This is a genomic window from Cupriavidus sp. R6-3 (assembly GCF_059772245.1).
On sequence record NZ_JCBAJO010000151.1, the window covers coordinates 1 to 11,762 of the forward strand.

9 protein-coding genes are annotated in these 11,762 nt (G+C 69.4%); 3 read left to right on the top strand and 6 right to left on the bottom strand.

Annotated features, from left to right (window positions below; translation table 11 throughout):
* On the bottom strand, positions 1-1,824 hold a 1,824-nt coding region (locus AC6EI8_RS18970), incomplete at its 3' end, for an ATP-binding protein (protein WP_498382605.1).
* Positions 1,825-2,183: 359 nt separating this feature from the next.
* On the opposite strand from AC6EI8_RS18970, the gene AC6EI8_RS18975 reads away from it, so the two are divergent.
* Positions 2,184-2,840 carry an Sbal_3080 family lipoprotein gene (locus tag AC6EI8_RS18975; protein WP_498382606.1) on the top strand — a complete coding sequence of 219 codons (657 nt, stop codon included), beginning with the start codon at positions 2,184-2,186 and terminating at the stop codon, positions 2,838-2,840.
* An 84-nt stretch (positions 2,841-2,924) separates the two neighbouring features.
* On the opposite strand, the gene AC6EI8_RS18980 is transcribed toward AC6EI8_RS18975, so the two are convergent.
* Positions 2,925-4,928: a methyl-accepting chemotaxis protein gene (locus AC6EI8_RS18980; RefSeq protein WP_498382607.1), complete on the bottom strand. Its 2,004-nt coding sequence runs from the start codon at positions 4,926-4,928 to the stop codon at positions 2,925-2,927.
* Between the two features lie 314 nt (positions 4,929-5,242).
* On the opposite strand from AC6EI8_RS18980, the gene AC6EI8_RS18985 reads away from it, so the two are divergent.
* The gene (locus AC6EI8_RS18985; RefSeq protein ID WP_498382608.1) at positions 5,243-6,223 is read left to right on the top strand and encodes an Rpn family recombination-promoting nuclease/putative transposase; all 981 of its coding nucleotides are present in this window, start codon (positions 5,243-5,245) and stop codon (positions 6,221-6,223) included.
* Between the two features lie 42 nt (positions 6,224-6,265).
* Here the strand turns inward: AC6EI8_RS18985 and AC6EI8_RS18990 are convergent, their stop codons facing one another.
* The 3 genes from AC6EI8_RS18990 to AC6EI8_RS19000 form a co-directional block, all read right to left on the bottom strand.
* Entirely contained in the window at positions 6,266-7,237 is a 972-nt protein-coding gene (locus tag AC6EI8_RS18990; RefSeq protein ID WP_498382609.1) for a M14 family metallopeptidase, read from the bottom strand.
* Positions 7,238-7,247: 10 nt separating this feature from the next.
* The gene (locus AC6EI8_RS18995) at positions 7,248-8,243 is read right to left on the bottom strand and encodes a Bug family tripartite tricarboxylate transporter substrate binding protein (RefSeq protein WP_498382610.1); all 996 of its coding nucleotides are present in this window, start codon (positions 8,241-8,243) and stop codon (positions 7,248-7,250) included.
* A 288-nt stretch (positions 8,244-8,531) separates the two neighbouring features.
* Entirely contained in the window at positions 8,532-9,518 is a 987-nt protein-coding gene (locus AC6EI8_RS19000) for a LysR family transcriptional regulator (RefSeq protein ID WP_498382611.1), read from the bottom strand.
* Positions 9,519-9,918: 400 nt separating this feature from the next.
* Here AC6EI8_RS19000 and AC6EI8_RS19005 point away from each other — a divergent pair, with 400 nt between their 5' ends.
* Positions 9,919-10,548 carry a tetratricopeptide repeat protein gene (locus AC6EI8_RS19005; RefSeq protein ID WP_262484892.1) on the top strand — a complete coding sequence of 210 codons (630 nt, stop codon included), beginning with the start codon at positions 9,919-9,921 and terminating at the stop codon, positions 10,546-10,548.
* Positions 10,549-10,581: 33 nt separating this feature from the next.
* Here the strand turns inward: AC6EI8_RS19005 and rodA are convergent, their stop codons facing one another.
* Positions 10,582-11,724 carry a rod shape-determining protein RodA gene (rodA, locus tag AC6EI8_RS19010; protein ID WP_149317343.1) on the bottom strand — a complete coding sequence of 381 codons (1,143 nt, stop codon included), beginning with the start codon at positions 11,722-11,724 and terminating at the stop codon, positions 10,582-10,584.
* Positions 11,725-11,762: the final 38 nt, after the last annotated feature.

Here is an 11,762-nt window from a genome sequence, read left to right on the forward strand (position 1 = left end):
CTGCAGATCCGCGCGGATCGCGTTGGGGTCGGCCTGCTCGACGTCACCGCCGGTGTGCGCGCCAGCCTCGGCCGGTTCGAGCACCAGCAGCACCTGGCCTTCGGCCGCCTGCTCGCCGGCCTCGGCACGCAGGTCGATCACGCGGCCCGGCTGCTCGGCGACGATCGCGTGTTCCATCTTCATCGCGTCGAGTACCGCGACGGTCTGGCCGGCCTGCACCAGCTGGTCCACCGCGACGCTGACCTCGACCAGGCGGCCGGCCATCGGCGCGCGCACCGCGTGCAGGCCCTCGCCGAGCTGCTCGTCGAAGCTGCTGGCGCCGACCGGCGTGGCGGCGACCGCGGGAATGGCGCCACTGGCACACCCGGCGCCGTCCTGCACCGCCTGCAGCGCGCGGCTCTGCGCTTCGAGCTGCGCGGCGCGGCTCAGCAGTTCGGGCAACACCGCCTCGACATGCCGGGTATGGATCCGCTGGCTGGCGAAGTCCTCGCGCTCGGCCAGCGCGCGCAGCAGGTCGAGATTGGTGGCGATGCCGCGGATGGTGAATTCGCCCAGCGCCCGCTGCAGCCGCCGCACCGCGTCGGCGAAGCGTGCGCTGCCGGAGGTCACGATCAGCTTGGCCAGCAGCGTGTCGTATTGCGGCGACGGCGCGTAGCCGGTATAGCCGTGCGTGTCGACGCGAACGTCCGGGCCGGTCGGCGGATCGAAGCGCTCCAGCCGGCCCTGCGCCGGGCGGCCGAGCCCCTGCGCATCGATCGATTCGGCGTTGATGCGGGCCTGGATCGCAAAGCCGCGCGCCGCGGGCGGCCGTTGCGGATCGAGGCCGAGGTCGCGCAAGGATTGGCCTTGCGCGAGGCCCAGTTGCAGCGCCACCAGATCGACGCCGGTGACCTGCTCGGTGATGGTGTGCTCGACCTGCAGGCGCGGGTTGGCCTCGATGAAGACGAAGGGCTGGCGTGCGACATCGCGAGCGTCCGCGCCGTCGGGCTCGGCTTCCTCCACCAGAAATTCGAAGGTGCCGAGGCTGCGGTAGCCGCTGCGGCGTGCCAGCGTACGGGCCGCCTCGACGATGCGTTCGCGCAGCCCCGGGTCCAGCGCCGGGCTCGGCGCGATCTCGACCAGCTTCTGAAAGCGCCGCTGCAGCGTGCAGTCGCGCTCGCCGAGGGCGATCACGTCGGTGCCATCGCCGGCGATCTGCACTTCGATATGGCGCGCGCGCACGACCAGCCGCTCGGCATAGACCGCGTCGATGCCGAAGGCCGAGCGCGCCTCGGAACGGCAGCGCGCATAGGCCTCGGCCAGCGCGTCGCGCTCGCGCACCACGCGCATGCCGCGACCGCCGCCGCCGCCGACCGCCTTCAGCACGATGCCGGCGCCGTGCTGTTCGTCGAAGAAGGCGGTGACCGCTTCGAGCGTGGCGCCGCCCTCGGTGGCCGGCATCACCGGCACGCCGCATTCGCGCGCCAGCGCCAGCGCGCGGCCCTTGTCGCCGAACAGCGCAAGCTGGTCGACCGTGGGGCCGACGAAGACCAGGTCGGCCTCGGCGCAGGCCTGCGCAAAGTCGGCGCGTTCGCTGAGAAAGCCGTAGCCGGGATGGACCGCGTCGCAGCCGGTGCGGCGTGCGGCGGCAAGGATGGCGGGGATGTCGAGGTAGGCGGCGGGGCCTTCGCCGTCGAGCGCGACCGCCTCGTCGGCCAGCAGGCGGTGGCGGCTATTGGCGTCGTCGCGTGCGTAGACGGCGACGGTGGCGATGCCCAGATCGCGGGCCGCGCGTTGCACGCGCAGCGCGATCTCGCCGCGATTGGCGATCAACAGCTTCTTCACAAGTGTCCCCTCTCGATGTCGCCGCCGCGCGGGCGGGGCGCATTGTTTTTTGTGGCATGTGATTCTGCAAAGCAGAATCTACAGGCCGAGCGACGCGCGGGACAAGGGCGTAAACGAGGACCCGGAAAAGAGGTTGGCGATAATCGGCCACCGCGAAATTCTGCTATGCGGAATTCCCGCCCAAAATCGCGCACCATCGTGTGCGCGCGCCCCATGGAGCCCGGACCAAATTGCCTCTACAGATCTCGCACCGGGTCGCCGTTAACCGGCAGAGACCCCGCCATGCGCGCGCCGCGATGCCGGCGGGAGAATGCCTGACATCGCGCCATCGCACCAACCGGACCCTGAGGGGAACCGCCATGACTTCCGCCCTGCCACGCCGCGGCCGCGCCGCGTTCGCCGTTTCGTCCAGCCCCGTTTCGTCCGCCCCCGTTTCGTCCGCTCCCGTTTCGTTCGCCCGTGCCGGCGTGCTGATGCTGTCCGCGTTGACGGCGCTGACCACAGGTTGCGCGACCTACCAGTCGGTCAGCCCGGCCGAAGCGGCACCGCCGGCCGACCCGATCGCGGCGATGGTCCGCATCGATCCGGACCTGGGCGCATCGTTCTGCGTGATCGACAGCCCCGCCGGACGCGCGCCGTTCGCGGCGACGCTGCTGCAATCGCTGCAGCGCCGTGGCTTCGAAGCCAGGCTGCTGCCGCCGGGATCGTCGGTGGCGGCCTGTACGCTGACGGCGACCTATGCGGCCACCTCGCAGTCGTACTGGCGCACCTTCTTGGCGACCGCCGACATCTCCGTCTATCGCCGGGGCGAGCGCGTCGGCAAGGCGGTCTACGATGCGCGGCGCAGCCAGGGCGGCGTCAACCTGAGCCACCTGATCGACCCGGCGCAGAAGATCGACGAGCTGGTCGACCAGCTGTTCCCGGGCCGACTGCCGCATCCGGAGGCGCGGGATCGCAATCCTCCGCTGTCCGAGCCGAACAGCGGGGCGAGCCCAAGCCCCGCTACGCCAGCCTGAACCCGGGCCGCCTGCAGGTTCGCGACGCCCCGCTGTCCGGTCCGAACAGCGGGGCGCGCTCCAGCGCCGACCGCGGCCCCGCCGCTACGCCAGCCTGAACGCCTGCACCGCCTCGCGCAGCTGCTGCGCGCGCTGATCGAGGCTTTCGGCCGCCGCAGCGGCCTCTTCCACCAGCGCCGCGTTCTGCTGCGTGACGCCGTCCATCTCGGCCAGCGCGTCGCTGACCTGCGCGATGCCTTGCGCCTGCTCGCGCGAGGACGCGCTGATTTCCGCCATGCGCGTGGCGATGCCTTCGACCTGGCGCACGATGTCTTCCATCGCGCTGCCGGCCTGCTGCACCGCTGCGTGGCCGTCGCGCAGATCGGAGACCGTCCGCTCGATCAGCGCCTTGATCTCGCCCGCCGCCGTGGCGCTGCGCTGCGCGAGGCTGCGCACCTCGCCGGCCACCACCGCGAAACCGCGCCCGTGCTCGCCGGCCCGGGCGGCTTCGACCGCCGCGTTCAGCGCCAGGATATTGGTCTGGAACGCGATGCCCTCGATCACGCCGATGATGTCGACCACCTGCTGCGCGTTGCGATGCACGCCGTCCATGGTCTGCACCACGCGCTCGACGGTGCCGCCGCCGTGCCGGGCTGCATCGGCGGCGCTGCGCACGGTGGCGTCGGCGTCCACGGCGGCATCGGCGTTCTGCCGCACCGTCGCGCTCAGCTGCTCGATGCTGGCGGCGGTGCGCTCCAGGCTGCTGGCCTGGCTCGCGGTGCGTGCCGACAGATCGGCGTTGCCGCTGGCGATCTCGCCGGTGCTGGCGACGATCGCATCGGCGCTGGCCCGCACGGTGCCGACGATGCCGGACAGGCCCTGGCCGACGCCGTCGATCGCGCGCATCAGTTCGCCGATCTCGTCGCGGCGCGGGCTGTCCAGCCGCGCGGTCAGGTCCCCGGCGGCCAGGCTGCGCGCGGCCGCTGCCGCATCGGCCAGCGGCGCGCTGACCATCCGGCGCAGCATCCACCAGAATCCCGCCGACACCAGCAGCGCCAGCGCCAGGCCGGCCGCGAGGAAGCGATTGCGATTCGCGATCAGTTCGGCGCGCACGCTGTCGACCGGCACCGAGCCGACGATCAGCCATTGCCATTCGGGATAGGTCTCGAACGCCGTCAGCCGCAACGCCGGGGCGCTGCCGTCGAAGGCGATCCGATGCGTCAGGCTGCCCTGGCGCGCGGCAATCATCTCGCGCAACCAGCTCTTGCCGTCCTCGTCGCGGGCGTCGAGCTGCACCGTACCCTCCTGGCGGCGGCCGACCAGCAGCTTGCCCTGGTCAGGGCCGGGCCTGGCGTCGACCACCAGGAAATGGCCGTCGGTGCCGATCGATTTGCGGCGGATGCGGTTTTTCAGCATCGCCAGCTCGGCGCTGACATCGACGCCGACATAGAGCGCGCCGACGATCTTGCCGGCGGCATCGCGCACCGGCTCGTACTTGCTCATGTACGGCTTGCCGAACAGCCACGTCAGCGCGCGGTACGAACGCCCGGCCTGCACCGCGGCATAGGCGCCGCCGGCGCGGTCGAGCAGCGTGCCGACCGCGCGCTCGCCGTTCTGCTTCTTCAGCGAGGTGGTCACGCGCACGAAGTCGTCGCCGCGGCGCGCGAACACCGTGGCGATGGTGCCGCCGGTGGTCGAGAAGAAGCGGTCCGGCAGCGCGAAGTTGTTGTTCAGCACGACCTCGCCGCTGCTGAACTGTGGCGTCGGCTGGCCGGCGACCTCGATGGTCTGGGCGGGATCGACCGCGTACGGGCCGGGCACCACCGCGGCGAAGCTCAGCAGGAAGCGGTCCGCCTCCTGCAGCATGGTGTCGTCGAACTGGCCGAGCAGATCGCGCAGCGTCTCGTTCTGCGCGCTCATCGCCGCGCGCTGCTGCGCCTCGAGCTGGCGCATGCTGCTGTCCGACAGCACCCAGGCGAACAGGCCGAATACCAGCACCTGCACGGCCAGCACGATCAGCGCGAGCCGCGTGCCGATCCGCGCGGCGCCAGGGCGCCAGCGGCGCGACGGCTGGCTGGTGGACGAGGTATCGGTAGGGGAGGAAGCCAAGGCACCGGCAAGGCCGGCAGCCGACGAAGCAAGGGGGGCGGGGGCAAGGGGGCGCACGTCCGTTTCCTGCGAAAGGGAAGTTGCCGGCACCACATGGCGCACGGCGGACGCATGATCTCCGTCACGTCGTCATGGGTTGGTTTACGGTCGGAACTGGCCGGGGCTTGATGAGGGTGTTCACCGATTTCTACGAGGGGATTACCGTCGCCCGGCAACAAATCAGTAACTCATAGGGCGGCAACTTTTACGACAGCTTCACAGGGCTTGTGTCGGCATGCTGACGGCCTCGGCGCAATGCGCCTTCGCACGACGGCATGATGGCCAAGCACGACGACGTATCGTACAAACTGTTGTACTCCTGTCCCGAATTCGTCAGGGACCTGCTGAAGGACTTTGTGCCGAAGCAATGGTGGCGGAAGGTCGATTTCCAGACCCTGGAGCGCATGCCTTGCAGCTACGTGACCGATGACTTCCGCGAGCGCGCCGATGACGTGGTCTGGCGCGTGCGAACCGGCCAGGATTGGATGTACCTGTACATCCTGATCGAGTTCCAGAGTACCGTCGACACCTTCATGGCGGTCCGCGTGTTGAGTTATCTAATGCTTCTGTATCAGGACCTGATCCGGCGCAAGGAATGTTTGCCCGGCCGCTTGCTGCCGCCGGTGTTGCCGATCGTGCTGTACAACGGCGAAACGAAATGGCGAGCGCCGGTGGATGTCGAAAGGTTGATCGTTCACGATGCGGACTTGCCGGTTCCGCGTTTTCGCTATCACCTGATCGACGAGAGCCAGTACACGGAAGCCCAGCTTTCGCGGCGGCGAAATTTGGTGGCCGCCGTGATGCGTTTCAATCGACTAAAGAGTGAGCGGAGTCTTGTCCGCGTGATTCGAGAGGTCCGTCGCTGGATCGATGGGCGCAAGGAACTCAGGCGAACTTTGGCGATGTGGATGCGTAGCGTATTGTTGAGGCAGCGCAAGGGCAAGCTCGCGCTGCCACGGGTCTGCGATCTGGAGGAACTGGAAATGTCACTGGCACAACGTATGGACGAGTGGGCAGCCCAGCACGAGCAGAGGGGCATGCAGAAAGGGGAGAAAAAGGGGGAGAAGCGAGGACTCGCAAAGGGCCGGCAGGAAGGCGCCGCGCGAGTTCTCCAGCAACTGCTGGCCCGCCGCTTCGGGCCGCTGCCGGCCGATATCGTTGCCAAGCTGAACGCGGCGCAGGCCGCCGACATCCGGCGATGGAGCGGGCGGCTGCTGACGGCGGAATCGCTCGACGCCGTCTTCAAGACACGATAAGGGCGCGGTGATGCTCTTCGGGGGCATCTTTGCCGCGCAGGATCAAGCCAGCAGCTGTCCCAGCCGAACCACCGTCACGCCAGGACGCAGCTGGCGCAGCGACGGCATGACCAGCACGCAGTCGGGATACGGCGTCACCACCGGCGCGCCGTCGTTCCACCCGATCACGGTGCCGGGCTCGGAGAAGGTCTCCAGGCCGGTATAGGGGCCGGCGAAGCGGAAATTCATGCTGGTGGCCACCACCGGCTCGGTGACGCGCACCACGCGCTGCGGCGCGGCCGGCGCCGACAGCCAGCCGGCAGGCAGGTCGCCGCTGTCGACGATGCCGGCGGTCAGCAGGAAGCGCGCCGTGCTGTCGCGCGCCACCGCGACCGACGATGCCTCCCAATGCTGGCCACATTCGATCAGCAGCGCATTCTTCGGGCTGTCCTGATCGCCAAAGCCGGCGTAGTCGCGCATGCGACGGCCTTCCGGATGGCCTTCGTCGACGATCACATGCGCCGGAGCGCCGAGCGCGCGCGCCAGCGCCACGCCCTTGTCGAGCGGGCCCGACACGATCAGCGGCAGGCTCTTCTCGTGCATCGAATGCAGGTCCAGCAGCAGGTCGACGCGATCGATCAGCGGGCGCATCTCGCGCGCGCGCCGCAGTTCGGACGAGTCGCGCGACGCGTCGTCGAGCACCGCGGCGGTCCAGACTCGGTTGAAGTCCTGGTCGACGAAGCGCGAGGCGTCGGGCTTTGCCGGATCGAAACGGTGATAGGCGTCGACGTTGGCGAACGCCAGCGTCAGCTGCCCGCGGCGCGGCTTGAGCCCGAGGTCCAGCAGCTCCTTGACGACGATCGCGCCGCAGACCTCGTTGCCATGGGTCAGCGCGTTGATCATCACGTGCGGGCCCGGCACGCCGCTGTCGAAATGATGGACATAGGCGACGCCGGTATTGCCGTCGGCATACGGGCGGATATCGGGAAATGCGACTTCGACCGGATAGGCGTCGAGCGTGGTCATCGTGTTCATAACGTCCCTGTTATTGCTGGATGCCGGCCGCCTGCACGATGGTGCGGTATTTGGCGGTCTCGCGCTTGACGAAGGCGGCGAACTGCGCCGGATTGGCGGGCGCGACCTCGACGCCGGCCTCGGCCAGCTTCTTGCGGACCTCCGGCATCGCCAGCACGGCCTGCATCTCGTTGTTGAGCCGATCCACCACAGCGCGCGGCGTGGCCTTCGGTGCCATCAGGCCGAACCAGACGCCCATGTCGACGCCCTTCAGCGCGGGCGTCTCCGCCAGCGCCGGCACCTCCGGTGCCACCGCGGCGCGCTTGGCCTCGGTCACGCCATAGGCCTTGACCCGTCCGGCCTGGATATGCGGCAACGCGGACGACAGCACCATTACCGCCAGATCGATCTGGCCGCCGAGCAGATCCGTCGCCATCGCTGAAGCGCCCTTGTACGGCACGTGCGTGATACCGACCTTGCCCTGCTGCTTGATCAGCTCGCCGGCCAGGTTCAGCGGCGTGCCGACGCCCGACGAGGCATAGGCCAGCTTGTCCGGCTGCCCCTTGGCCAGCGCGATCAGTTCGGCGGCATTGCGCGCCGGCAGCGTCGGCTTGCCGACCAGCACCATCGGCTGCGTGCCGACGAATGTGATCGGCGCCAGGTCCTTCTCGCCGTCGTAGCGGACCGCCGGATTGGTCAGGCGCGCGATCGATACCTCGCTGCCCGAGCCCATCAGCAGCGTGTAGCCATCGGCCTCGGCCTTGACCACGCGCGCCGCGCCGATGGTGCCGCCGGCACCGCCGAGGTTCTCGATCACCACGCTCTGGCCCAGCCGCTTGCCGAGCTCGGGCGCGATGGTGCGCGCCACCAGGTCGACGCTGCCGCCGGCCGTGTAGCCGACCACCAGCGTGATCGGCTTGGCGGGCCATTCGCTGGCGCGCGCGGCGCCGGCAGGCAGCAGCGACATCGCCGAGGCGGCGGAAAACAGCAAGGTGGCGGCGGTGGCAGTCCGCAGCGAGATCTTCATGGCAACGCTCCCGTGTCTATCTGTTATCGATGTGGTATGGCGCGATGTTAGGGAGCGGCGCCGTGTCCGCGCATGCGGGTTTGGCAATGGCGATTGCCGGATCGGCAAGGCGTGTGGCAAGGGGCCTATCACGGACCCGGCAGGGGCAGGCAAGGGGCAGGCGAAGGGCAGGCAAGGGGCAGGCGAAGGGCAGGCGAAGGGCAGGCGAAGGGCAGGCGAAGGGCAGGCAAGCGGCTCGGCAAGGCGGCCCGCCAAGGCGGCGCGGCATCGCCTCCGCCGCCAGCGGCATCACGCCGTCGCGGCGCGCCAGAACGCCTCGGCCAGCGGACGCATCGGCGCGCGCGGACGGTAGAGCCGGATCTGCAGCACCAGATCGCGATTGCCGCCCGGCTGACCGCCCTGCTGGCCGCCCTGTTGGCCACCCTCCGTCCCGGCCTCCGCCACGCTGCCGATATCGGCGCGCACCAGCCGGCCCGCGTGCAGGTCGTCGGCGATCAGCCGGGCCGGCAGCCAGGCCAGGCCCATGCGCTGGCGCACCATCTCGTGCACCGATTCGGCGAAGTCGCAGACCGCCACCACGTCCAGGCGGCCGGCCAGTTTGCGCCGGGCGATCTCCTGATTGACCATGCGGCCCATCGTCAGGGTTTCCGCATAGGCGATGGTCGGCACCGGCGCGCCGCTCTTGCCACGCCCCGGCAGGCGGAAGCACGGCCCGCCCGCGGCATCGGCGGCGGCGACGCAGACCAGCCGCTCGACCCCGACCGGATGGAACTGATAGCGCGCCTCGTCCAGCCGCACCGGCAGGTCCGGCGGGCTGTAGCACAGCAGGAAATCGGCATCGCCCTCGGTGAACATCGCCAGCGCGTCGTGCATGGCGAAGGTCGACAGCCGGGTGCGAAAGCCCGCGGCCACCGGATCGTGCCGCAGCGCCTGGCGCAGCCCCGCCAGCCAGGCCGGCACCAGCGAGCGCGACAGCGTCTTGCCGGTGGCGATCACCACGGTGCTGGCGTCGACGCGGTGGGCCGCCCGCAGCGCCAGCCGCGTTTCCTCGAGCGTGTGCAGCGCCGACTGCGCCGCCTCCAGAAACTGCCGGCCCTCGGCGGTCAGCCGGACCGGGAACACGCTGCGATCGATCAGCGGCGCGCCGGCCCACACCTCGACCGCCTGCATGCGGCGGCCGAACGCGGGCGGGGTGACATTGCGCAGTTCGGCGGCGCGGGCGAGGCTGCCGGCCTCGGCCAGGCATACAAAGTCTTCGAGCCAACGGATATGCATGGGGAGGCGGGCGATGGGTTCGTGTCGGGACGCGTCAGGCGGCTGCGCGCAACGTGCGCGGCCGCGTCATTCTAGAGCGTCCGAAGCGGCATGCACGGTTTGCGGCCCCGATGCGGCGACGCCGGCAGGGGCGGGCAAACCATCCCATCGACGAATGGAGGCGTTGGATAAGCATCGCTCCATATTTGTCCGCGGAATAGTCCGGCGCGGCCCCGGAGCGCCCGATTCACTCGACAATCCGGCCTCGCGCCTGCCGCGCCGCAGCCTATCGCCGCTTCGCACCGACTCCTACACTGGCTGGAAAGCCCGACCTCGCTGGGAGTCCGCCATGCCGACCGTTCGCCGCCTCGTCCGCCACGCCGCCTGCATCCTGATCCTGCTGGGCGGTTGGCAGACCGCGATGGCGGCACCCCGGCCGCCGCAGCCCGCGGAGACGTTGACCCGGCAGGCGGTGGCCGCCTACGAGGCCGGCGCTTTCGAGAGCGCGCTGCGCGACTTCGCGGAGGCGGCGCGGCAGGGCAACCGGCTGGCGCAGTTCAATTACGCGATGATGCTGCTGCGCGGCGACGGCACGGCGTCCAAGCCCCAGGAGGCGCTGGTCTGGCTGAAGAAGGCGGCGGACAACGAGATGACGCATGCCCAATTCACCTGGGGCGAATTGCATGAGCGCGGCGACCTGGTGCCCAAGTCGCTGGAAGAGGCCAACCGCTGGTATCAGCGCGCCAGCCAGGGCGGGCATATCCAGGCGCAGGTCGCGCTGGCGACCAATTACTTCATCGGCCGAGGGGTGCCGCGCGATTACGCCAAGGCCTTCGAGTGGTACACGCGGGCCGCGACCGCGGGCGACGGCGGGGCGCAGTACATCGTCGCCAGCTTCTACGAGCGCGGCGAGCCGGGCGTGGTGGAGAGGGATATCGAGCAGGCGAAGATCTGGTACGCCCGCGCCGCGGCACGCGGCGACCCTGGCGCGCTGGCCAAGCTGCGCTCGCTGCTGGAGCAGACCGTCAGGTCGCGCACGCCGACGATGTAGCGGACAGGCGAGCCGGCAAGCGCGCGGGGTGCTTCAAGTCTGAATCAGCCGCTTCTGCCGCGAGATATTCATCAGGATGCCGATCCCCATGCCGAGCGTGACCAGCGCGGTGCCGCCGTAGCTGATCAGCGGCAGCGGCACGCCGACGATCGGCAGGATGCCGCTGACCATGCCCATGTTGACGAAGGCATAGGTGAAGAAGATCAGCGTCACCGCGCCGGCCAGCAGCCGCGAGAAGTGCGTCGGCGCATTGGCGGCGATATAGAGCCCGCGGAAGATCAGCAGCAGGTACAGCACCAGCAGCACCGCATTGCCGACCAGGCCGAATTCCTCGGAGTAGACCGCGAAGATGAAGTCGGTGTGCTTCTCGGGAATGAACTCGAGGTGGGTCTGCGTGCCCTTGAGCCAGCCCTTGCCCATCAGGCCGCCCGAGCCGATCGCGATGATCGACTGGATGGTGTGGAAGCCCTTGCCGAGCGGATCGGTGGTCGGATCGAGCAGCGTGCAGACCCGGTGCTGCTGGTAGTCGTGCAGCACCGGCCAGTTGACGCCCGGCGCGCACATGTCGTGCTCGAAGAACAGCAGCCCGGAAATCAGCGTGACCAGGATCGCCAGTGCCGGCAGGATCAGCTTCCACGACAGGCCGGCGAAGTAGATCACGTACATGCCGGCGGCCAGCACCAGCAGCGCGGTGCCCAGGTCGGGCTGCTTGGCGATCAGGCCCACCGGCACCGCCAGCAGCAGGCCGGCGACGATGAAGTCGAACCAGCGCAACGCGCTTTCGCGCTTCTGGAAGTACCAGGCCAGCATCAGCGGCATCGCGATCTTCATCAGCTCGGAGGGCTGGATCACGATGCCGACATTGAGCCAGCGGCGCGCGCCCTTGCGGATCAGCCCGAACATCGCCACCGCGATCAGCAGTGCGACGCCGACCGTATAGAGCGGCACCGCGACCCGCATCAGCGTCTGCGTGGGCAGATAGGCGATCACCCACATCACCGCGTAGGACAGCAGGATATTGCGCAGCTGGTCCTCGACGCGGCCCGGCACGTCGATCGACGCCGAGTACAGCGCCACGATGCCGGTGGCGAACAACAGGAAGACGATCAGCGCGAGCGGCTTGTCGAAGCCGGTCAGCGCGGTCTTGATCAGGGACAGGGCGCGTCTGCGATCCATCTGCGCCTCCTTCAATGCGTGACGTTGGCGCCCGGCGC